The organism is Pedobacter sp. Leaf132 (assembly GCF_920984695.1).
In the GTDB taxonomy this organism is placed as follows: Bacteria; Bacteroidota; Bacteroidia; order Sphingobacteriales; family Sphingobacteriaceae; genus Pedobacter.
Genome location: NZ_CAKLBO010000001.1, coordinates 287974 through 311676, shown reverse-complemented (window position 1 = coordinate 311676; position 23703 = coordinate 287974). Strand labels below are relative to the sequence as shown.

21 protein-coding genes and 1 tRNA gene are annotated in these 23703 nt (G+C 36.0%); 7 read left to right on the top strand and 15 right to left on the bottom strand.

The window, feature by feature from the left end; translation table 11 throughout:
- Positions 1-177: 177 nt before the first annotated feature.
- From pckA to LUA86_RS01310, 3 genes are all read right to left on the bottom strand, one after another.
- On the bottom strand, positions 178-1773 hold the full coding sequence (gene pckA, locus LUA86_RS01320) for a phosphoenolpyruvate carboxykinase (ATP) (RefSeq protein ID WP_231458742.1): 1596 nt from the start codon (positions 1771-1773) through the stop codon (positions 178-180).
- Positions 1774-1950: 177 nt separating this feature from the next.
- The gene (locus LUA86_RS01315; protein WP_231458741.1) at positions 1951-2301 is read right to left on the bottom strand and encodes a translation initiation factor; all 351 of its coding nucleotides are present in this window, start codon (positions 2299-2301) and stop codon (positions 1951-1953) included.
- 17 nt (positions 2302-2318) lie between these two features.
- Positions 2319-3200 (bottom strand): diacylglycerol kinase family protein, encoded by an 882-nt coding sequence (locus LUA86_RS01310; RefSeq protein ID WP_231458740.1) that lies wholly within the window; start codon positions 3198-3200, stop codon positions 2319-2321.
- A 225-nt stretch (positions 3201-3425) separates the two neighbouring features.
- Here LUA86_RS01310 and metK point away from each other — a divergent pair, with 225 nt between their 5' ends.
- On the top strand, positions 3426-4712 hold the full coding sequence (metK, locus tag LUA86_RS01305) for a methionine adenosyltransferase (RefSeq protein ID WP_231458739.1): 1287 nt from the start codon (positions 3426-3428) through the stop codon (positions 4710-4712).
- Positions 4713-4858: 146 nt separating this feature from the next.
- On the opposite strand, the gene LUA86_RS01300 is transcribed toward metK, so the two are convergent.
- Together LUA86_RS01300 and LUA86_RS01295 are read right to left on the bottom strand one after the other, a co-directional pair.
- Complete coding sequence (locus tag LUA86_RS01300) at positions 4859-5386, bottom strand: biopolymer transporter ExbD (RefSeq protein ID WP_231458738.1); 528 nt, start codon at positions 5384-5386, stop codon at positions 4859-4861.
- A gap of 246 nt (positions 5387-5632) precedes the next feature.
- A complete protein-coding gene (locus LUA86_RS01295; protein WP_231458737.1) occupies positions 5633-6163 on the bottom strand; it encodes a superoxide dismutase family protein in 531 nt (176 codons plus the stop codon).
- Positions 6164-6281: 118 nt separating this feature from the next.
- Here LUA86_RS01295 and LUA86_RS01290 point away from each other — a divergent pair, with 118 nt between their 5' ends.
- Positions 6282-6626, top strand: a complete 345-nt coding sequence (locus LUA86_RS01290) for a hypothetical protein (protein ID WP_231458736.1) — start codon at positions 6282-6284, stop codon at positions 6624-6626.
- 97 nt (positions 6627-6723) lie between these two features.
- On the opposite strand, the gene LUA86_RS01285 is transcribed toward LUA86_RS01290, so the two are convergent.
- On the bottom strand, positions 6724-6888 hold the full coding sequence (locus tag LUA86_RS01285; RefSeq protein WP_231458735.1) for a hypothetical protein: 165 nt from the start codon (positions 6886-6888) through the stop codon (positions 6724-6726).
- A 277-nt stretch (positions 6889-7165) separates the two neighbouring features.
- Between LUA86_RS01285 and LUA86_RS01280 the strand changes: the two genes are divergently transcribed.
- Both LUA86_RS01280 and LUA86_RS01275 read left to right on the top strand, forming a co-directional pair.
- Positions 7166-8872 (top strand): FAD/NAD(P)-binding protein, encoded by a 1707-nt coding sequence (locus LUA86_RS01280; protein ID WP_255713346.1) that lies wholly within the window; start codon positions 7166-7168, stop codon positions 8870-8872.
- 45 nt (positions 8873-8917) lie between these two features.
- Positions 8918-9487: a DUF1543 domain-containing protein gene (locus tag LUA86_RS01275; protein ID WP_231458733.1), complete on the top strand. Its 570-nt coding sequence runs from the start codon at positions 8918-8920 to the stop codon at positions 9485-9487.
- A 37-nt stretch (positions 9488-9524) separates the two neighbouring features.
- On the opposite strand, the gene LUA86_RS01270 is transcribed toward LUA86_RS01275, so the two are convergent.
- The 4 genes from LUA86_RS01270 to LUA86_RS01255 all read right to left on the bottom strand — a co-directional run bounded on the left by LUA86_RS01270 (position 9525) and on the right by LUA86_RS01255 (position 12335).
- On the bottom strand, positions 9525-9818 hold the full coding sequence (locus tag LUA86_RS01270) for a hypothetical protein (RefSeq protein WP_231458732.1): 294 nt from the start codon (positions 9816-9818) through the stop codon (positions 9525-9527).
- A 103-nt stretch (positions 9819-9921) separates the two neighbouring features.
- A tRNA-Asp gene (locus LUA86_RS01265) sits at positions 9922-9995 on the bottom strand.
- 106 nt (positions 9996-10101) lie between these two features.
- Positions 10102-11175, bottom strand: a complete 1074-nt coding sequence (prfA, locus tag LUA86_RS01260; RefSeq protein WP_231458731.1) for a peptide chain release factor 1 — start codon at positions 11173-11175, stop codon at positions 10102-10104.
- A gap of 416 nt (positions 11176-11591) precedes the next feature.
- Positions 11592-12335 carry a UDP-2,3-diacylglucosamine diphosphatase gene (locus tag LUA86_RS01255; protein WP_231458730.1) on the bottom strand — a complete coding sequence of 248 codons (744 nt, stop codon included), beginning with the start codon at positions 12333-12335 and terminating at the stop codon, positions 11592-11594.
- A 292-nt stretch (positions 12336-12627) separates the two neighbouring features.
- On the opposite strand from LUA86_RS01255, the gene LUA86_RS01250 reads away from it, so the two are divergent.
- Positions 12628-13638 (top strand): NAD(P)/FAD-dependent oxidoreductase, encoded by a 1011-nt coding sequence (locus LUA86_RS01250; RefSeq protein ID WP_231458729.1) that lies wholly within the window; start codon positions 12628-12630, stop codon positions 13636-13638.
- Positions 13639-13679: 41 nt separating this feature from the next.
- On the top strand, positions 13680-14006 hold the full coding sequence (locus LUA86_RS01245; protein ID WP_231458728.1) for a 2Fe-2S iron-sulfur cluster-binding protein: 327 nt from the start codon (positions 13680-13682) through the stop codon (positions 14004-14006).
- A gap of 142 nt (positions 14007-14148) precedes the next feature.
- On the opposite strand, the gene LUA86_RS01240 is transcribed toward LUA86_RS01245, so the two are convergent.
- The 4 genes from LUA86_RS01240 to LUA86_RS01225 all read right to left on the bottom strand — a co-directional run bounded on the left by LUA86_RS01240 (position 14149) and on the right by LUA86_RS01225 (position 20424).
- Positions 14149-16752 (bottom strand): glycoside hydrolase family 2 TIM barrel-domain containing protein, encoded by a 2604-nt coding sequence (locus LUA86_RS01240; protein ID WP_231458727.1) that lies wholly within the window; start codon positions 16750-16752, stop codon positions 14149-14151.
- Positions 16753-16991: 239 nt separating this feature from the next.
- Positions 16992-18320, bottom strand: a complete 1329-nt coding sequence (locus LUA86_RS01235; protein ID WP_231458726.1) for an alpha-L-fucosidase — start codon at positions 18318-18320, stop codon at positions 16992-16994.
- 34 nt (positions 18321-18354) lie between these two features.
- Positions 18355-20046 (bottom strand): S41 family peptidase, encoded by a 1692-nt coding sequence (locus tag LUA86_RS01230; RefSeq protein WP_231458725.1) that lies wholly within the window; start codon positions 20044-20046, stop codon positions 18355-18357.
- 162 nt (positions 20047-20208) lie between these two features.
- Positions 20209-20424: a hypothetical protein gene (locus LUA86_RS01225; RefSeq protein ID WP_231458724.1), complete on the bottom strand. Its 216-nt coding sequence runs from the start codon at positions 20422-20424 to the stop codon at positions 20209-20211.
- Between the two features lie 170 nt (positions 20425-20594).
- Between LUA86_RS01225 and LUA86_RS01220 the strand changes: the two genes are divergently transcribed.
- Entirely contained in the window at positions 20595-21197 is a 603-nt protein-coding gene (locus LUA86_RS01220) for a porin family protein (protein WP_231458723.1), read from the top strand.
- A gap of 59 nt (positions 21198-21256) precedes the next feature.
- On the opposite strand, the gene LUA86_RS01215 is transcribed toward LUA86_RS01220, so the two are convergent.
- Complete coding sequence (locus LUA86_RS01215; protein WP_231458722.1) at positions 21257-23656, bottom strand: gliding motility-associated C-terminal domain-containing protein; 2400 nt, start codon at positions 23654-23656, stop codon at positions 21257-21259.
- Positions 23657-23703 lie beyond the last annotated feature (47 nt).

Here is a 23703-nt window from a genome sequence, read left to right as displayed (position 1 = left end):
ACAAATTAATAAATCAATAAACAATTAAATCGTTACTTAAATTTTTAGTTATCGACTAATCCCACGATGGCATATAACAAAAAAATTGCCTCAGCCGGAGGCAATTCTTTCACAATAAAAACTAAAAAAAAATCGAATTGCAAATTTTTTAAGTAAAAAATGCATTTAAAACCACTTTTAACACATTTTTAAGGATTCTTCCTCCTTTTTCTGAACTTTTTGCTGTTCAAATTGTTTGAAATTCCGCTTAAAGGCTTCCGATAGTTCGTAAGCTTTTAAAAAGTATTCTTCCTGATTACTCCAGGTTTTAGACGGGTCTAAAACTTCATCCGGTACATTAGCACAATGTAAAGGCATCATTAATTTAAATACATGGTGTAATTTATAATTATTATGTTCCAAATCACCATTTATTGCAGCTTTTATCATCGCCCTCGTGTAAGCCAATTTCATGCGCTTCCCAACGCCATACGGTCCACCCGTCCAACCGGTATTAACCAGCCAAACATTAACTTGTTCCTGCTCCATTTTTTTACCCAGCAATGCTGCATATCTTGATGGATGCAGTGGTAAAAAGGCCTTCCCAAAACAGGCAGAAAAAGTTAGTTGTGGTTCTGTAACGCCTGCTTCAGTACCCGCAACTTTTGCCGTATAGCCACTCATAAAATGAAACATGGCTTGTTCTACATTTAATTTTGATATTGGAGGTAAAACGCCAAAAGCATCAGCGGTTAAGAAAAAAATGTTTTTTGGTGATGATGCAACAGACGGAATAACCGCATTATCTATAAAGTTTATCGGGTAAGCTACCCTTGTATTTTCTGTTTTATCAATATTTGAATAATCAACATCATTAGTGCCTTCAAAAAAGTTAATATTCTCTAATAAAGAACCATGTTTTATTGCATTATAAATCTGAGGTTCTTTTTCAGCTGTTAAATCAACACATTTAGCATAGCAACCACCTTCGAAATTAAAAATCGTATCAGCGCCCCAACCATGTTCATCGTCGCCAATTAATGCTCTTTCCGGGTCTGCAGATAAAGTTGTTTTCCCCGTGCCGGATAAACCAAAAAATATCGCCGTATCTCCTTCTGCACCCACATTTGCAGAGCAATGCATAGATAAAGTATTTTTATATACCGGAAGGATGAAATTTAAAACAGAAAAAATTCCTTTTTTTATTTCGCCTGTGTAACCTGTTCCACCAATAATAATCATCTTTTTAGTAAAGTTGATGATGGAAAAGTTTTCTTGTCGGGTACCATCCTGTTCGGGGTTGGCTAAAAAACCAGGGGCAGCAATTATCGTCCACTCTGGTGTTGCACCTAAATCTTCATCCGCAGGGCGGATAAATAAATTGTTTGCAAAAAGATTTTGATAGGCAGTTTCGGTAATTACCCTTATAGATATGCTATAATCGGCACTTGCACAAGCGCTACAATCCCTAACATAAAAAGGTTTTTGATTTAAATAAGCTGTAAGCTTATTAAACAAGCTATCGAACTTTTCGGGCTTGAACTTTATATTGATATCACCCCACCAAACTTCATTTTCGGTAATGCTATCGCAAACTATAAATCTATCCTTTGGAGAACGCCCGGTAAATTTACCGGTATCTACAGCCAGCGCTCCTGATGAGGCGAGGCTTCCTTCTCCGTTATTTAAAGATTCTTGAATCAGTTCAGCCGCTGGCAATTGATATTTTACATCCAAACCGGCTTTCAGATTTAAGTAGCTTAAATCTGGCGTTTGCAATCCTTTTTTGCTCATAACAATAAGTTAGTTAGTGCAACAAAGGTATATAGATAAATCACTAAAAAACTAATATTATTTAGTCTTTTTTTACATATTGTAGCTTATACACTATGATTTAATCAATTGATAAACAATGGATTACTTCGATAAAAAACAACTTATTTTTTATAAAAAAATACACTAAGCCTTTAATTAACCACCAGCTTTTTTAGCTTTGTAACCTTCCTTTTGTAGTATATTCATTACTTTCTCTCTCACATCTCCCTGAATAAGTATTTCGCCGTCTTTTACAGAGCCACCCACACCACATTTATTTTTAAGCATTTTACCTAAAACTTCCAAGTCATCGGCTTTGCCTTTAAAACCAGTAATTAAGGTAACAGCTTTACCTCCTCTGTTTTTTTTATCGAGCATAACCCTTAAATCCTGCTGCTGGTTTGGCGCTGTAACGGTATCATCCAGCTCCTGCTCAAACTCAAAATCAGGATTTGTAGAAAACATAATTCCACCTAAATCGCTTAAACTATTTTTTTTCGATTTCATATTTAAAAACTGAATAATTAAGGAACAATTACCTTTAATGAAAGTGGTTTAACCAAAATCTCTATTTCCTTACCCATTTGCAAAGGTTCTCCGTCTACGTGTACCGGACCGCCGGCTGCCCGGGTAATTTTTATGTTTTTGCCTTTAATAATTTCTATTAAATCAGAAGTTTCGGCTTTGCCGGTATATAGAACATAACTTAATGCAGGCAATTTTAGTATTGGAAATGGTTTAATAATGCAAACATCCAAAAGGCCATCTTTTACCGACGCATTGGGCGAAATATATACATTGTTACCATATTGGGATGAATTTGCAATGCTTACAGCAAAAGCTTTGCGGATGTAATCTACACCATCAATATTTAATTGATAAACATCTGCTTTGTAATTCATCACCTCTTTAAACGCCAATTTCACATAGCCAGCCAAACCACGTTTCTTATCATGAGAAAATGCAGCACTTAAATGTGCATCAAAACCCACACCTGCAATATTAAAAAAACATTTATTGTTGAAACTGGCAGAATCTATGTTTTCTATTTTTAATTCATTTAACAATAAAATTGCATCCTTAAGGTTTTGCGGTATATTTAAAAACCTGGCTAAACCGTTTCCGGAGCCCAAAGGCAGCACACCGAGGATTTTTTGATGTTGCATAACCTTTGCTGCGACTTCGTTAATGGTTCCATCGCCACCCGCCGCCACAATCACTTCAAAATTTTTTGAAATGGCTTCTTCTACAATTTCGGTTGCATGGCCCACAAACTCTGTGAAACGAAAATTGGCATTAAATTTTTCCTTATCCAGGTATTTATCTATTAAGGCAGGTATACGAGATTTAGCCTTACCCCCGGAAATTGGATTAATGACGAATAAAATATTGGTTTTGAGTTGCAATGTGTGATTATGAAGACACAAAAATAATCTATAATTTCCTTAAATAAAGAAATTATACTAATTTTGCAACATAATAAGTGGATTGATTTGCGATGTTCTGATAAAGAACGGGATTGCAACCACTCTAAAAAAAGTGCTAATACCTTCCTAAATTCAAATGAACCGGTTTTCGGGGAATTTTAGCACTTTATTAAATTGTTTATTTATCTTAAAATTTTTTAATAAATGTCATATTTATTTACATCAGAATCAGTATCTGAAGGCCATCCAGATAAAATTGCCGACCAAATTTCGGATGCACTAATTGATAACTTTTTAGCTTTCGATGCTGAATCGAAGGTTGCATGCGAAACTCTTGTAACCACTGGTCAGGTTATTTTGGCTGGCGAGGTTAAATCTAAAACCTATTTAGATGTTCAGCAAATTGCCCGTGATGTAATCAAAAAAATCGGCTACACGAAAAGCGAATACATGTTTGAGGCTAACTCTTGCGGCATTTTATCTGCAATTCATGAGCAATCTCAGGATATTAACCAAGGTGTAGACAGGGCAAGTAAAGAAGAGCAAGGAGCAGGCGACCAAGGTATGATGTTTGGTTATGCAACTAACGAAACAGAAAATTACATGCCATTGGCCCTGGATTTATCTCATGCTTTATTGAGAGAATTAGCTGTTTTAAGAAGAGAAAATACTGAAATTACTTATTTGCGTCCTGATGCAAAATCACAGGTAACTTTAGAATATTCTGATGATAACCAGCCGCAAAGAATTGATGCAATTGTAATTTCTACACAGCATGATGATTTTGTAAAGCCAAAAACAGAATCTAAAGCAGATAAAGATGCTGCAAATGAGGAGATGCTTACAAAAATTAAAAGCGATTTAGTGTCGGTTTTGATTCCAAGAGTTAAAGCTAAATATCCGCAATACGCACATTTATTTAATGATAACATCACTTACCACATTAACCCGACCGGCGTTTTTGTTATTGGTGGTCCGCATGGCGATACAGGTTTAACCGGCAGAAAAATTATTGTAGATACTTATGGTGGTAAAGGTGCACACGGTGGTGGCGCATTCTCTGGAAAAGATCCAAGTAAGGTAGATAGAAGTGCTGCTTATGCAACACGTCATATCGCCAAAAATTTAGTTGCAGCTGGTTTGGCTGATGAAATTTTAGTTCAGGTAAGTTATGCTATTGGTGTTGCAAAGCCAACATCTATTAACGTAGTTACTTATGGCACTTCTAAAGTAGATTTAACTGATGGTGAAATCAGCAAAAAAGTTGAATCAATTTTTGACATGCGCCCTTACTTTATCGAGCAACGCTTAAAATTAAGAAACCCGATTTATAGTGAAACAGCAGCTTACGGACACATGGGTAGAAAACCGGAAACTGTAAATAAAACTTTCAGAACTCCAAACGGAGAAGAAAAAACTGTTTCAGTTGAATTATTTACCTGGGAAAAATTAGACTTTGTAGATAAGGTTAAAGCTGCCTTCGGCATTTAATTTAAAATTATCGACATCAAAAAGCCCGAAATTTAATTTTAGGGCTTTTTTTTGTGGCCTTTGTTGGGTGGCTTTATAAATACCTCACCCCCCGCCCTCTCCTTGAAGAGAGGGAGCTATCAAATCGAAATTTTTGACTTCAATACTCATAATCCTCTAGCCGCCAAGAATTTTTGTTCCTTTTCTGCTATATGGTTATCGTCTATTGAATAAGATTTTACATCTCGAATCTTCAATTCGTCAATTACATCTATTAAATCTTTGTAACTACAGGTTTTTGTCGGTTTAATGATGACTATCATAAATTTAGAAGGATTATTTCCATGAAATCTGGCAATATCCTTCTTGGTGGCCGTTATAATTTCTCCAATTTTTGCAACATTTGCTTCCTTTATGCTGGCCTTATCGGTTTCGCCAAGATAATAAGCGGTTGAGCTTTCCTTACCTAATAAAATTGTCATCGTTCTGGAAGCCGGAAAAGGCTCGTTTACTTCAGAAGGGATAGGTTTTGCTACATTAGCGGCTTTTAGTTCTGATAATGATGTAGTAAGCATAAAAAAGGTGGTGAGCAGGAACATCAAATCGACCATTGCCGTTAAATCTACTCTTGGAGCTGTTTTTCTGTTTCTTCTTCCGGAAGCCTTGCCTCCGCTTGAAATTTCTACTGTTGCCATAAGTTTTGGTTTTTATAGCATGATGAAAATATCATCAAGATTACATAACAGCAGAAAAAATTTGAATCATACTATTACCAGCTTTTAGCATATTGAAGCATAAACCATAGATAAAGCATAGCAAAGGTAGGGATCAAGTATAGATAGAGTACTGCAATAGTACTAAAATGCAAATACAACCAGTTTTAAAATACAACATAAAACAGGCGATTGTTCAATCGCCTGTTTTATGTTAAGTCAAATATTTTATTTAGATGCTTCGATAATTCCACAACCCACTCTTGGACCAGAATTTCCGGTTGGCTGAGTGGTATAATCATCAGTACCACCGTGAACAATTATTCCACGACCGATAATGTTTTTTAAATCGCCATCTTTAATGTTCCATCTATCTGTAGTTACAGAAACCGAACCATGTCCTTTATCATCTAACACAATATTACCAATATCGCCTGAATGGAAAGCTGAAGAACCCCATTTACCATGGTTCTCTTTTGTAGGATTCCAGTGTCCGTGTGTATTTTCGCCCATGTTACCGCAATCACCATGTTCATGGAAATGCACCGCGACATTACTATCTGCCCTACTGGCGAAGTTTATTTCTAAATCCATTTTAATCTGTCCATCGCTAAGCTCATAAAATTTAGCCGTACCAATGGTTTTACTGTTATCTGCAGTTTCATTTAGAGTAGCGCCTGCAATTTGCTTTTCAGATTTAGTACATGCACCAAATAAAGCTGCGCTTGCAATTGCCAAGGTTAGGATATGTTTTCTCATTTCGTATAATTTAAGTCCGATTAAATAACAAGCTGAATATCATTTGGTTTTGAAAAATGATTATAGATAAAACCATTTATGATACAGCTTGTTCTATCATTACTAAAAAATAGAAACTATGGAACAGCCAATTGCAATGAATACTTTGAGTCAAATTCTAGAGAAATTGAGGCTGAAAGGAAAAGATAACGAGCTTAAAATGACCGACCATGGCAAAATGCAAAGTCAGAAAGGTAAAATTTACAGGCCGGAAAATTTAACGATAGTTAAGACTTACCGTTTTGAAGGCGATTCAGACCCGGGAGATAATTCTGTGCTTTATATTACTGAAGATTCTGATAAAGAAATCGGATACATATTAGATGCTTATGGCATTTATTCAGATAATGTTGGATCTAGCTTTGATGATTTTCTTAAAAAGATACCAACGGCAGATAGAGATGAGCAAGAGCTATTTTGCTAATTGAACCAATATTACATCAATTATAATTCTAAACAGGTGCGTTTAATCGTACCTGTTTTTTTATTAGATAAGTGATTGCTTTTTAAAGGCATTTCAATTATTTGGAGAACAATTTTTTCTCTATGCTAACCAGCCACGATGCTTTGTTATCAAAAAAGCGAAGGCTAAAGGCAAATAAGATAAATGCTAACATGGCGACAAGAAAAGTGACCATAATTTTATTATTCGCCTCCACCTGGCGATTCGTTCTTCCTTGATTCATAATTATAAATTAAGAGTTTAAGGAAGACGTTGAAAGCGTAAATCAGCCTTTACTCGATGTGTTAACTCAAATTTCTTTAATTTGTTTTGATAAACATCACTATGTGCAAGAAAGTAGATGAAATGGATTTATAAGTAGACAACCTAATACTTAAACCATCTATAAAATCCGTTAAAAATCTATTGTTATTATAAGTATTTAGTGTTTCGCTTAATCAAAACTTAAAAACTTTTAACCTCTAAAAAGGTTATTAATTTAAACTAAATCAACCCATTCATTGAAAATTAAAAATATAGCCATATTAGGCGGAGGTCCTAGTGGCCTGTTCATGTTCAAAAGATTAATTGATGCCGAAGACAATACATTCAACATTGATATTTTTGAAAAAACTACACAATTAGGCGCAGGAATGCCTTACAGCGAGTTAGGCGCAAACACCGAACACATCACTAATGTTTCTGGAAATGAAATACCCGAACTGGTTACTTCTGTTGCCGACTGGATAGAATCATTGCCAAAAGAATTGTTAGATAGGTTTGCATTATCACCAGAAAAATATAATGACTACAAAGTAATGCCCCGATTGCTTTTCGGCATGTATTTGCAAAATCAATTTGAGTTATTGCTTAATGCCGCAAAAGATAAAGGTATAGCGGTAAATGTATATTTAAAAACAGAGGTTATAGACATAATTGATATTCCCGACCGCAATCAGGTTGCTGTTAAAACGAATAAACAGACAGTTACAGAATATGATTACATCGTGATTTGCACCGGACATACCTGGCCTAAAAAATTAGAAGGCAAAGTTTCCGGATACTTCGATTCTCCTTATCCGCCATCAAAGCTTGCCTTCAAAGCTAATCATCCAATCGCTATAAAGGGTTCATCATTAACGGCAATTGATGCAATAAGAACCCTGGCTAGGCACAATGGAAAATTTAACAAGGATAAAAGTGGAAGAGTTTCATTTGCAAAAAATGAAGATTCACCAGATTTTAAAATGATAATGCATTCCAGAAATGGAATGTTGCCGGCAGTAAGGTTTCATCTGGAAGATCCGCATTTATTAAAAGATGCCGTATTAAGCAAAGAAGAAGTTGAAGCCAACATGCTTTCAAATGGTGGTTTTTTATCTTTAGATTACGTGTTCGATAAAAATTTTAAACAGCTGTTTAAAGATAAGGAACCCGAATTTTACGAAAGGATTAAAGACATCCGTTTAGAGGATTTTGTAGAGATGGCAATGGACTTAAGGGAAAAAACAGATCCATTTTTATTGTTAAGGGGCGAATATGTTGAAGCTCAAAAATCTATAAAAAGGCAAGAATCTATTTATTGGAAAGAATTATTAGCTGTTTTAAGTTTTGCAATGAATTATCCGGCCAAACACTTTTCTGCTGAAGATATGTTACGCTTGAAACGAAACCTGATGCCTTTAATTTCAATCGTAATTGCATTTGTGCCGCAAAGTTCTGTAGAAGAAATGTTAGCCTTACACGAGGCAGACGCCTTGGAGATGATTGCCGTAGATGCGAATAGCCATGTTGAAGCTAATGATGGTGGAGGAATCGAATATCACTATGAAGACGAAAATAAAACCGCTAACAAAACTTATTATAAAACATTTGTAAATTGTGTAGGCCAACCGCATTTGTGGTATTCAGATTTGCCTTATAAAAGTTTAATGGACCAAAAAGTAGTTAGTCCGGCGAAACTGAAATTTAAAAGCGAAGATGCCGCCCTTACCGAAAGAAACAATAACGTTGAGGAGGTTGTTCAATTTGCCGGCGATTACTATTTAAGCGTGCCAGGTTTGAGCATTAATGATAACTTTCAATTGTTAGATAGTTATGGCGCCTTGAATGAAAGGATATACATTATGGCGGTTCCTTACATTGCTGGTTTTAATCCTGATTATTCCGGATTAGATTTTGGCGAAAAGGCATCATCCATTATAATAGAAAGCCTTGAGAAAAACTAAACTTTAAACCTTTATATTTAGCTGAAGCATTACATAAATTTACAAATGACTGAATTACAAAACCCGAAGCTATTCATGCTTCTATTAGGCTCAAAAGCTCCACAGAGAAACGTAGAACAACATGATTATTTCTTTGGTATTGCCAATAACTTAAAAGAATTGATTCCTCATATAAAAGCTTTTTGGCCAGAAGCCGGCTCAAGCATCCATATTGATGGTTGGCGTGAAGTAAATGCCGTTGATGGTTACGAAGTTAAAGTTGTTCCCCGCAGTGAGAACAATGAAAGTAACCAGCATAAACTTTTTTTCATTAACCTTGGAGGATATCAGGCAAATAAGCTAGAAGAGCAACATTATGCGGTGCTTAGTGTTCAAAACGACAGAGCGAAGGCTGTTCAGGATGCCAAAAAAACTATTTTCTTTAAGCAAAACACCATTAAAGGCGCAACCTCTCATATAGATGATAAATATGGTATTGATGTGGACGATATTCATCGCGTTGATGAAATATTAGTAATTGACCAAAAGGAACGTTATCAATTGCAAATTACACCTGCCACAAATCTTCCGGAAGATGAAATCCATTTAGGGTATTTTAAATTGGATAAGTTGTAGAAAGATGGAGGTTGAATGGTTAGGTTTAATCTAAGATTTACAATGATAGTGCTTTAAGAATAGGGACAATTCCACATAATAAACATACAATTATTGTACCCCGACCTTGAACGTATAAACTTAGTGTTGGGCCTTCCCAATTATTTTTTTCTGATGAAGGTCCTTTTTTAATTCCTCTAAAGATTAAATATGCTACAACAAGAAAACCTATGCCAATAAAAAAATTATTCCAATCCATATTATTAATTAATTTACCTACACATAGCTCTTCGAAATGTTCTGAAATGCATCTCGAAGTATTTTGTTGGAATTTATTAATCTCAGTGTCCAACTTAACCTAATTATGTTAAATCAGCCTTATATAATTTAATGCTCAGATTAAAAAGCCTTAGAAACAAAAAAGCCTCAACTTTTTCAAGTTAAGGCTTTTGTTGCGGAATGGACGGGACTCGAACCCGCGACCTCCTGCGTGACAGGCAGGCATTCTAACCAGCTGAACTACCACTCCTTTTTGTTTACTTTTTAAAAGTTTAAACCTCTTTCCCCTTTCGAGGTTGCAAATATAGGCACAAAATCTATACTTGCAAATTTTTTTTTAAAATAATTATAACGCCTTAATTCACAGCGCCTTCTTGCATCTTCTCGGCATTCTCTGCAAACTGCAATGCATCAATAACTTCTTGAATTGCGCCATCCATAATGGTTGGAAGGTTATAAAGCGTTAAACCGATGCGATGTTCGGTTACTCTACCTTGTGGGTAATTGTATGTTCTAATCTTTGCAGAACGGTCGCCGGTAGATACCATTGTTTTACGTTTTGCTGCAATATCACCATTTTTCTTTTGCAACTCTATATCATAAAGCTTACTGCGGAGCATTTCCATAGCAATAACCCTATTCCCTAACTGCGAACGCTCTTGCTGGCAAACAACCACAATCCCCGAAGGTTTGTGGGTTAACTGTACCTTCGTTTCAACCTTATTTACGTTCTGTCCACCGGCACCACCAGAGCGTGAAGTTTGAAGCTCAATATCGGCCGGGTTAATATACAAATCAATCTCTTCTGCCTCTGGCAAAACCGCAACCGAAGCTGCAGAAGTATGAACCCTACCCTGAGTTTCGGTATCGGGCACACGTTGCACACGATGTACGCCACTTTCGTACTTCAGTTGACCGTAAACATCATCACCGCTAACTTTAAGGATAACCTCTTTATATCCGCCAGCAGTTCCTTCTGTTACATCTACTGTTTCAACTTTCCAACCTTTGGTTTCAAAAAAGCGGGTGTACATCCGGTATAAATCTCCTGCAAAAAGTGCAGCTTCATCGCCACCTGTACCACCTCTAATCTCAAAAACAGCATTTTTCGCATCTTCAGGGTCTTTCGGTATCAGCATTAAACGAATGTTGCTTTCCATGGCTTCCTGCTGTTCAAGCAACATATCAAGCTCCTCTTTAGCCATTTCACGCATTTCAGCATCTTTTTCAGTTGCTAAAATTTCCTTATTCGCATCAATATTGCTCATTACATTTTTGTAGATTTTGTACTCATCTACAATCTTCCCCAAATCTTTATATTCTTTATTTAAAGCCGCAAAACGTTTCATATCCTGAATCACATCCGGATTACTCAATTGCTCTTCTACATCTTCCCAACGCAGCTTTATTGCCTCTAATTTATCTAACATATTATTCTTCAATTTATAAAGAAATGCAAAAATAAGTAAAAAAAGCCGAATGGGCTAAGCAGATAACACAAAGGATTTTTTAAAATAATTTGCAAAGGATTGGAAGATACTTTTGGCAGCCGAAAGTCCTGCTATTGCCAATAGTCCTCATTTCGTTCCTCACTCCGGGCTATTTGGCGCTATCAGGTTTATGAACTATGGTTTGTGCTCCCAAAACCCACAACCATAAACAATAGCCCCGATTTAGCGGAAATACTTTTTGATGCAATACCACAAAAAAATGCTACAGGATTGCTTCATGTAATTAATAACAAATATTGGCAAACAGATGTTGAAAAAGATTGCAGCGAGAGCGGGACTGCTTTAACCGAAGTGCTACAGCCATTACGCTTTTAAGAAATTAAAAATTATTTAAGCTAAACGTCAAAGTACTTAAGTTCTAAATTAACACCATCAAAAACGCCATAAGAGTTATATTTTATCCACTCTCCTATGTTTACGTATCGGCTGTTGTTACCCAAATTTATATCCATCGGCAAATGCCTGTGCCCATATATAAAGTAATCGAAGTGCTCTTTTTTTAATATTTCGCGAGAGTAAACCGCTAACCATTCATAATTCTCACCAAAAAAAACTTCGTCGTTACCGGCACGTTTTTTACTATCTCCACTCCAGGCATTAGCAATGCCAATACCAAGGTTAGGATGTATTCTTGCAAAAAGCCATTGGCAAAGCGGACTCCTGAAAATCTTACGCAAAAATTTATATTTTCTATCGCCAGGCCCTAAACCATCACCATGGTGCAGGTAAAATTTCTTATCATTTTTTTTAATAATAAGCTCATCGCTAATAATTTCCATTCCAATTTCTTCGGTAAAATAATTCCGAACCCACATGTCGTGGTTGCCTTTAAAGAAATATATTTTTATGCCGGCATCCGCCATTGCGGCCAATTTCCCTTGAAACCTAACAAAGCCTTTCGGAATAACTTTTTCGTACTCAAACCAGAAATCGAAAATATCGCCCATTAAATATAATTCGCTGCAAGTTGGTTCAATAAAATTTAACCAGGCTACAATACGGTCTTCGCGTTTGCGGCTTTCGGCATGATTTGGAGAGCCTAAATGGAAATCTGAAGAGAAATAAATATTTTTTGTCATGAGCAAGCCAAAGGTAAGGGAAAAAGCGGAAAGCGAAAGGGTGAAAGCTTTAGGCAGATGGTAAATAAACGCATGTTCAGAAAGCGTCTAAATATTCTTAATTAAACACTACAAATTCCATAGAATAATTATAATTGGTTTCGAAGATTAAAATAAGGTTAAGTTTTGCTTTATATTAGCATAAAACATATAAAATACTGAATACGTTTAGCTTAGCAAATTATCTGGAATATTTCTAAATAAGGAAAAAGATTGTTGTTTATTTTGTAACTTTGCGTTAAATTTTTTTCGAATGATCTCTACTGATATAGCCGTAATTGGCGCTGGTCCGGTTGGTTTATTTGCCATTTTCGAAGCCGGTTTATTAAAAATGCGTTGTCATTTAATTGATTACCTTCCTCAGGTTGGCGGTCAGCTATCTGAAATTTATCCTAAGAAACCAATTTATGATATTCCGGGTTATCCATCGGTATTGGCGCAAGAACTTATAGATAATTTGATGGAGCAGGCAAAACCTTTCCATCCAACTTTTACCTTGGGCGAGCGAATTGAAGGTTTAGAAAAACGCGGAGAAGCTGATTTCGTTTTAACCACCAATATGGGAACCATTATCGAAGCTAAAGTTGTGGTTATTGCTGGTGGTTTAGGTTGTTTTGAGCCACGTAAACCTGCGGTAGAGAACTTAGTAAATTTTGAAAACGGTAGAGGCGTTAATTACATGATCCTTGACCCTGAGAAATATCGTGATCAAAGAATGGTTATTGCTGGCGGTGGCGATTCGGCATTAGACTGGACTATTTATTTAGCTGAAGTTTGTTCTGAACTAACATTGGTACACAGAAGTGAAAGCTTCCGAGGTGCACCAGATTCGGTTGCTAAGGTTATGGCATTGGCCGAAAGTGGAAAAATCAACTTGATTTTAAATAGCAACTTACAAGCCGTACACGGAACTGATAAACTGGAGCAGGTAGAAATTGTACAAAACCGTACAATGGAAAAAACTATAGTTGATGCTGACCATTTAATTCCTTTGTTTGGTTTAAGCCCTAAATTAGGTCCAATTGAAGAATGGAACTTAAATATTAGCAAAAGCGCTATTGAAGTGAATGTTGATGATTATTCGACAAATATTCCGGGCATTTACGCTATTGGCGATATCAATACTTATACAAACAAGTTAAAACTGATACTTTGTGGTTTCCACGAAGCTGCTTTAATGAGTCATAGCGCATACTCATACATGAATCCAGGTGTTAAGTACACAATGAAGTATACTACTGTAAACGGAGTTTCTGAATTTTAAGCAATTATTTATATTTGCCCATATAAGTAAGCAGCCAAGAAATGGAAAACAACATTACAATATACATGCAAGAACCGGATGGTTCTGTTACACCTCACGAAGCACCAACAGATATGGGGCTAAGTTTGATGGAGTTTTTAAAAGCATCTGAATATGATATTTTAGCCACTTGCGGCGGAATGGCATTATGCGCAACTTGTTGTGTAGATGTTTTGGAAGGTGAAGAAAAGCTTAATGAAATCTCGGATGATGAATATGCAATGTTAGATACCTTGCCAGATTTATTGCCAAATTCTCGTTTAGCTTGCCAACTACAGTTAAACAACAACATGGATGGATTAAAAGTTAAACTTCACGGTGTGAGTTAATTTAATCTTTTGATAAAACAATAAAGGCGATGCTGATGCATCGCCTTTATTGTTTTATCCATAACGTTATTGAGAGGCACGAAGCAATCTCACTTAATGGATAAGATTGCTTCGTGCCTTGCAATGACGGCTAATTGAGAAATTAATTAATCTCTACCCTTTTTGTATCAACATTCCAGCCGTAAACTTCTACAGCATTTTTTTCATCTCCCGAAAATTCTACGGTAAGCGTTTTAGTTTCTCCTGGCAAAATACTCACATAATTATCAGAATAAAAAGCTGGCAAGATTCTCTTACCTGTGCTGCTGCTAATTAAAGCTACACGATTAAAAAACGCAACCGGATTGCCCTTATCATTACTTAACGATACTTCTACCTTTCCTTTTGATTTTTGAGTTGCAGTAACATTTAAAGGAGTAGTTTTTATTTTCTGCAAACCAGTATATTCCCCATTTTTACCCGGCAACCAATAAAGATTTTCGCTTAAAACTTGTTTATCAAGGTTTAAAATTTGGAGCGAAACAAACAGGCCTTCCTTTTTATCGAGCTTTTCTAAAAAGGAATTTAACGGGAAGAATTTTCTTACAGACGATGCACCAATAGAGTTAAAAACCTGCGAATAAAAGTATTCCTTACCTTCCATATCATAAGCGCTTGCCTTAATCATCAGGTTATCGAGATTTTTAAACCCATTATTTACCACCGTAACCATGCTATCAATAGGATTCATCATGATATGTAGTGGTTCGCTGCCTTTACGCAAACCATACAAACAAGCATTTGGATCGAGGTAATAATCATACATCTGTCCACGGAGCGCTGTCCATGGGTTTTGCGTTTTCCAGATAATGGAACCGGTGTACCAATCCCACATTTTATTTGAAAAGCCTTCCATTAAGGCCCGATACTGATCATAATTAACCAATTGTGCTTTCATGGCAAAATCTTTGGCATCTTTTGCTTTTCCGTAAGGATTTATGTGTTCATCATAACCAATATATTTATGGTAATCCCAAACAGAATCGGGTTTACTTTTAAATTGCGGTGCTACCATATTTTCCTTCGGGATAAATCTTTGTAAAGACACATAATCACCAACTCCAACCGAACCAACTTCAGAGTTATATGGAAAGGTTTGATTGGCCCAAAAACTCTTTGTATCCTGTATGCCATAGGGCCCATCGCCATTGCCACCCAAAGCGTTATAAGACATTTCATCGCTATTAGAAAAATCAAACAGAATTCTTGTTCCATCTAAACGAGGTAAAATATCATTCTTAAGCGGTTGTAAAATATCTTCCGGAGGGGTGATTTCATTTCCACCGCACCAAAAAGCCAATGATGCATGATTTCTTACCATTTTAATTTGATCTTCCATTGCGGTAAGCACCAAATTATGATTATCAGGATATTTTCTTCTGGTCCATTGGTCTTCTTTTTTCATTGGATCTACCCAACGACCATTACAATCGCCGCTAAACCAGAAATCCTGAAATACCAATAATCCATATTTATCGCAGGCATTGTAAAACTCTGGTCGTTCGATTAAAGCGCCACCCCAAATACGGATGAGATTCAGGTTCATATCTTTATGGTAACGCACTTCAGCATCATACCTGGCATCGCTGAACCGCAGCATCGCATCAGAAATTATCCAATTACCACCTTTGATAAAAATCTTTTGCCCGTTAACATAAGAACCCATGCTTTTGGTGTGTTCGTTCCAGATATTATCAATTTGGCGAATCCCAACATTAAGGTTTTCCTGATCTAAAACTTGTCCGGCGGCTAAAAATTTAACCTGCATATTGTACAGGTTTTGTGCGCCATAACCACTCGGCCACCAAAGTTTAGGATTCTCAAAACTTAAGTCTGGCAATATAATTTCACTGTGCTTATTTGCGGCAATAATAACTTGTTTAGAAACTGTTTTCCCACCGATAACATATTGCAAAATACCGCTTACAGGCTTTTCTGTCGGATTCTCTATTTCTACCGTAACTTTAATTGTAGCTGGCTGTTGTTTGCCTTCGGGCAATCTTTTACCAGGCACAATGGTAACCACGTGAGGATTTGATATGTTAATGGCTTTGGTTTTCTCTATAGTAACTTTATCCCAAATACCCGTGTTGCGATCGCGAATAGGCTGAATCCAATCCCAACCGGCGGTATATTGTGTGGTTAAACCTTTGGCAATTGTGCCATCGCCACCCTGGCCACCATTTGCATTTCCGGGATTATCTGGAGGATAAACAATTACGGCCAATCTGTTTTTACCATTTGCCGCCAATAATTTTGTAATGTTAAATTGCTGACGAAGGTGCATACCTTCATAAACTTTTTGATTTACTTTTTTGCCGTTCAGAAAAATTTCTGCCCTGTAATTTATGCCTCTAAACTGAAGCCAGACTTGCTCATTGCCGATGGCTTTTTCACTAAAATCTTTAACAAACCAATAAGTATAGTGGTCGTTACCGGTTTTATAGATGTCGGCAATTTTTTCGTTATTCATTCCATAAAATGGATCAGGAACTTTATTGTTGTTAAGCAATGTGGTTAATACCGTACCTGGAACGGTTGCCGGCATCCAACCAGATGTTACAAAGTTTTCTTTAGAAATTTCTATTCCAGAAGATTTGATTTCTTTAATATTAGCACAAAACCAACCTGAGTTTAATTCATAGCGTTGTTGAGATTTTGAAGTGAAAGCAACTAAAATTAAAAGGTAGGTTAAAATTTTCTTCATGTAAGTATTTTTTATTGATGATTATTTTTTTGCGAGGGGTTTGTTTAAGCTATGAAATACAAACCCTTAATAATAACCCTGATAGAACGAAAATACTTTTTGTTAAGGCCTGGAGCGGGTAGGCAACAAAAAGATTGCAGTGATAGCAGGGCTGATGGCTGCCAAATGCTTTATCCGAAAATTTTCTAAATAAAAGGAATTAAAATTTTAATTATTTGATGTTTCACTGTGCGAAATATTTATTTAGAAACTTCTAAAACAACAACATTATCGATTTCATTATTAGAGAAACCGGTGGTAATTTCTATTATATCTTTTTTACTTGTAAACTTTACGGATGATTTATCTTTTAACAAATAGGCTTTTTTTATCTTTTTGAAAGGAAATTGATTTAGCGTAACTGCTTTGTTTTTATTATCGAGAATATGAACAAAAATTTTATCGTCAGCTTGCGTAACGCTGCCCCATGACTGAGGTTTTATAAAGCCAGCCTTTGTACCATAAATGCTTTCGCCATAAATTTTTAGCCATTCACCCATTGATTTTAACCTGTCTTGAAATTCTGGCTGAACTTTTCCGCTTGGCATTGGACCAATGTTTAACAATAAATTTGCGCCTAAACTTGATGCCTTTACCAGCATATTTACCAATTGCTTTTTAGTTTTATAGCTGGTATCGCTAAGGTTATAGCCCCAGGAGTTGGAAATGGTTTCGCAGGTTTCTATTGGTAATTTATCTGATGCTTTTTGGAAACTTAAACCTGAGCTATTTTCTCCCGGCAAATCTCGCTCAAACATTTGAAAATCTTCGCCAGGAAATGGTGTTAAGTGATGATTGTTTCCTATCATGCACTGCGGCTGAAGCTTATGGATTAAGCTATAAATTTCATCGTATTTCCAATCTAATCTTGATGAACGGTCTGCAGAACCTTCAGGTTGTGTTTGGTCCCAATGGCCATCAAACCAGATTCCGCCAATTTCACCGTAATTTGTTAAAAGCTCTGTTAACTGATTTTTCATAAAAGTTAGGTAGCTTGGGTAATCGCTTTTGGCTTTCCGCCCCGAATGCTGACCGGTTCTGCCTGTTTCATAAGGATAGTCATCCCGGCGCCAATCGAGCAATGAATAATATAAATATAACTTGATGCCTTGTTTATGGCATTCTTCGGCAAACATTTTAACAATATCTTTTTTGTAGGGTGTGTTCATGATGTTAAAATCTGAATACTTTGTATCCCACATGCTAAAGCCATCATGATGCCTGGTGATTAAAGTTATGTATTTCATCCCCGCATTTTTGGCCATGCTTACATAAGTCGCCGCATCGAAATCAATCGGGTTAAAAAAATCTTTTAAATTAGAGTAATTATGTACGTTTAGTTTCCTGTCGTTCATTACCCATTCACCGCTACCCGGAATGCTGAATGGCCCCCAATGGATGAACAAACCGAATTTAGCATCGGCAAACCAAGCCCTTTGCTTTAAATTTGCTTGCGATGGAACGTATTCTTGTGCGGATAAATAAAAGCCGCAAAGCATAATCATTACCGACAATAAAAGTTTTTTCATTGGGGATACTTTAGTTTAATAAATTGGAAAGATTTTAATCTATGCCGGGCGTTTCTTTAATCGGTTTGCCAATAACCTTATAATTTCCATCGCCTTTTAAAATGGCAAGCATTTGTGTTTGATTGTTAAAAACAGCCTTTGCCGCAGCCAATTCTTTGTCATATTGAAAACTCTGCTCAATTCTTCCTTTCTCGTAAAAATAGCGACTAACAATCTGCGTTTCTAAAACTCGTTTTATTTCTGCTTTGTGGTTGGCTAAATCAATTTTTTTAGCAGATGTAAGTTTATTTTTCAGGTTATCTAAATCTGCTTTTACATCGGCTGTTTTATTTTCCTTATCGGCTTCGTAACGCAGTTCAGTCAGCAATCTTTCTGTGCGGCTTTGGTAGATTAAATCTTTTTCGGCCAGGCTTGCAGCAAAAGCAGTATAATCGGCGTCACTCACCTGGAATGTTTTAGCTGATGAAATGTTAGGTTTATCTCTTTTGAATTGATTAGCATAATTAAAAAACAGGCTTTTATTAAGCATTGTAACCGTTATTGGGCTTAATTTATCGGCGTTTATGGCTATATCCGGATAAACACCATTGCCACTGTAAACGTTTCTCCCAACACGTGTTTGATACATTGTAATGGTAGAATCGGCAAATCTATCTACTGAACCGTCTGCGTTTCTATGTGCATAATCCAACTTTTGAATACATCTGCCAGATGGCGTGTAATATTTTGCAACCGTAACTTTTACCAGACTGTTGTAAGGCAGGTTAAATGTTTGCTGCACCAATCCTTTACCATAACTACGCTGCCCGATAACTATGGCTCTATCTAAATCCTGCAACGAACCCGCCACGATTTCTGATGCTGAAGCAGAATTGTTATTAACCAAAACTACCAAAGGAATTGTAGGGGAAATTGGCACATTCATAGTTTTGTAACTGATGGTTTTCTCTGCGTTTTTACCCTTCTGAGTTACAACCAGTAAATCCTTATCTACAAAAAGGTTAACAATTTTTACGGCCTCCTGCAAAATACCGCCCCCATTATTTCTCAAATCGAGCACAATGCCTTTAGGGTTTTCTTTGTTGATGTTAACTAAAGCATCTTTAACTTCCTGACCAGAATTTTCAAGAAATTTATCAAGTTTGATGTAACCAATCCCATCGCCAACCATGCCAGCGTAAGTTACATTTGGTTGTTTTATCTCTTCTCTAACTAGTTTTTTAGCAATTTCTTTTCCATCACGAAGTAAAACTAAATCTACTGCTGTACCCTTTGGCCCGCGAAGCAGCTGGCTAATCTGTGCCCTATCTTTACCTTTTGTTTCGATGCCATTAATTTTTATGAGCTGGTCGCCGGCTTTAATATCCTGCTTATTTGCCGGATAACCTTCGCTAACTTCGTTAACAAATAATTTTCCATCAATAAATAAAGTGCCTGCCCCAATACCACCATATTGCGTGCTCACATATTTTAGCTTATAATCTTCAATTTCAGATTCAGGAACATATTCTGTGTAAGGGTCGAGGCTATCTAACATAGCATCAATGCCCGTTTTCATTAAGCCTGGTGCATTGGTTTCATCAACATAGTTGATGTTAATTTCTTTGTATAAAGACGCGAAAATATCTAAGTTTTTAGAAACCAGAAACAAATCTTCTTTAAAAGAAAAGGATAAAATTGCAATGCCGGATACAGCTGCAAAGATTAGGTATTTAAATTTTTTCATCCCTTTATGATTGAAACTTTAAAGGTACGAGCAATTGCTGTCTACCTTAAAGATTGTTGAATTGTACATTGTAAATGTACAAAAAGAGACAAAGATTAAAAACTGCTTAGGTGGGCAAAGCGTAATTTAATCGTTATTTAAGAAGGAAATTTTAATATTTTTTTAAAGTCTGTTGCCTTTTGTATCGGCAAGTGCTTTCTGGATGGTAAATTCTACATAAGTACGATCACGCTTTACCAGCTGCATAATATCTTGTACCAATTTATCTTCATTACCTGGAGAAAAATCTAAAGGCGCATTAACAAGATCACGGTATTTTCTAAAGAACTTTATTTTTACTTTCTCTGCGTTATCTTTTGTAAGTTGAAAATTTGCCATTTCTTTTTCTGTTTAATACAAAAGTAAAAAATATTTGTGCGCCATCTAATTGTTTTAGAATATAAAATGTAAAATTTTTTAGGATCAAAAAAAATCTTGCATGATAATTGTGCGAAACGTGCGTTATAATTCAAAAAATCGAAATATCGAAAACCTTAAACACAATCAAAATGAAAAAACTTATCTTCTCTATTGTTTTCCTAACTGTAGGTTGGGCAACATCCCAGGCACAAACTTTTAATTTAGGAATTAAAGCTGGTGTAAATCTTGCAAAAATGAATGCTGATTTCGCTAGCGAAGAAAACCGTTTAGGTTACCAGGTTGGTGCATGGGCACGAATTGGTGGTGCCAGTTTTTATGTACAACCAGAAGCATATATTGGTAGCAAGGGAAATAAATTTATCAGCTTTACCAACAATAACAATACTGAAGTAGCTGCAGAAGGGAAAGTTAAATTTACCACTTTGGATATTCCTGTTTTATTAGGAACAAAGTTTGGCGCTAAAAACTTAAACTTTAGAGTAATGGCTGGCCCAGTATTATCACTGATTCTTGATGATAGCTCTACATTTAATTCGGCTTACCAACAAGCAACAGATTTTAATAATTACAAAAATCAGGCTTTTGGTTTACAAGCCGGAGCAGGTGTAGATGTTGGTGCTATTTCTGTTGATTTACGCTACGAAGCTGGCTTAACAAACATCAGTAAAAGTGAAAAATACAAACAAAACCCTAACTTATTTCAATTAAGTTTAGGCTTTAAAATTTTGTAATTACAGAATACTCAATAATAAAAAAGCGACCAATGGTCGCTTTTTTATTTTAAGTTAGGTTACTTTAATATCGTTAAGCTTCCACTCAATTTTCCGCAATCCGTTTTTAAATCTATAACATAATAGTAAACACCTACTGCTAGAGGTTTACCATTTCGGGTACCATCAAATTCTTTGTTATAACCTTTTGAATTAAAAATCTTTTCGCCATTTCTGTTAAAAACATAGAATTCTGCATTCGGGTAATTTACAGCCCCATTTATTTTCCAGGTATCATTAATTCCATCACCATTGGGGCTTATTGTATTTGGAATTTGTAAAACTTTATTTTCTAACTGCATAAAATCCAATTCTTCTGAATTTACTGTACAACCGTATTTATCAGTTACCTGTAAAGTGTATTTCCCTGCTTTTACGTTCACAATATTTAAGCCGTCGTAAACTACACTTCCATCATTATCTATCCATTTGTAGGTATAAGGTGCTGTGTCACCAATAATTTCAATTCCAGTTGCACTGATGGTTTTTCCATCACAGCTAATTAATTGCTGCATTTTAGTAATGTCTAAGAAAGGTGCTTGCGCTGCCCCAACAATAAATTCTCCAACAATATTAGTACAGCCACTACCATTTGATGCCGTTAAAGTGTAACGCCCGTCAGCAACATTTTCTAACCTTTCTGCATTGCTAATTTCAATGCCCTTATCATTTGTCCAGCTAAAGTTATTTGGCTTTTCAGATTCATAAGCGGTTATAAAAACACTGCCATTTTCTAGATTGCAACTTGCAGGCGTAATTGTACTTGATTTTACTTTGTAGTTAACTGGAATGTTTTTGATGGTGTAAGTTGCAGAAAGTATATCGCAACCTCCAGGCTGACCCGCTTTTAAATAGTAAACGCCAGCGGGCACGTTTGTTAAATCTTTTAAATTACCAACTTGTTGGTTAGCGGCATTAAACCAGGTAAAAACGCTTGCATCACTAATAACCAAACCGGTAATACTCCCATTTGCAGCACCGCAAAAAACATCATTTATTTTTTTTGATGCATCAGAAATTACAGGCTTTGAAAAACCCGAGGTTGCACCATCCATATTTGTGCCTGTACTGGTTAAACTACCAGTTAACGGACCATTATATTCCCAATTGCCATTCGCATCAGTTTGTAATGTAGCAATCCAGAACTTTCCCTGGCAATCCGGACATTCATCATCATAAAAAAGTTCTACAACAGCATTAGGAAGATATAAACCCGAAGCAGAGTTTGAAGTAATTACATTGATTTTCGATTGTGTAATCGTTTTTCCGGTAGGCAAATCTTTAAATTCAATAGCCGCTTTGCGGTTACAAAAGATGCTATTTTTTAAAATCGAAACCGGGTAGGAATTTTCTATTATAATGCCTACTTCATTATTTGCAATGAAATTTCTATCTCCATTAGTAGAACCTCCAATTATCCCTTTAAAGTTTGAGAAGTTTATGTGTATACCTGTAGTGTTTGGATAGTTTTCGTTACCTGATAAAGCAGTACCAATTTTATTGCCTGAAATAGTAAACCCGGCATTAATATAATCCAATAAAATTCCCTTTAATTGACCACCAATAATATTTTCTGAAATAATTGGTGTACAGCTGGCTCCATTGATGTAAATTCCTATTGCGGCTGGTGCAGGCCTAAAGCTTAATGCTTTATCTACGCCAATAATATTATTTAGTACACGAACGGCCCCCTCTGCAGCGCCCAGGGCTATACCATTACGCACGTTAGCAGTTATCAGATTGCCTTCCTCAGGTGTATCTCCTCCAATTTGCCCATTTTTAAAAAAGCTTAAATCTATACCACTATCATTTGGCATCACATTCATTCCATTTTCACTTAAACCAAAAATATTGGATTTAATTACAATATTTTCAACATAAACTTTAGGAATTACAAATGGAGATAATATTCCTGCATAGTTATTACCAAAGCAGTTCGGCTTATTCGGTGAACCTATACGGATATTTAAGGAATTATATAGATATATAGCTCCCTTTTTTTCATCGATTGAGCCTTGAGGATCGGCTTTAAAGTTACTAAATGATAGACCGTAAATTTCTACAGCCGATGCATTGTCCAATCTTAATCCATTAAAATAAGTATCCGCCGCCCTTACTAAACAGACTTTAATGTTTGGGTTTGCCAGTATTGAGGTGGGTTGGCTAGTGCCATCAATGATGATATTAGAAGTAAGAATTGGCAATTCAGTTTTTAAAGAAATAGTGATATTTGCCAAATCAGAGCCTTGTAAGTTAAAATTAATAATATCTACATCTGCTGTTCCATTTGCATTTGCCTTCAAAATCGTTTCACGTAAACTGCCATCACCAGAATCGGAATTAGAAGTTACAGTAAAAACTGCGGCTTGAAGATTAGCAGCATTCAATATGAGAATGATAGCAATGACAAAATTTCTCATCGAATAAAATATTATATACAAAAAAAAACCAAGTCAGTTGACTTGGT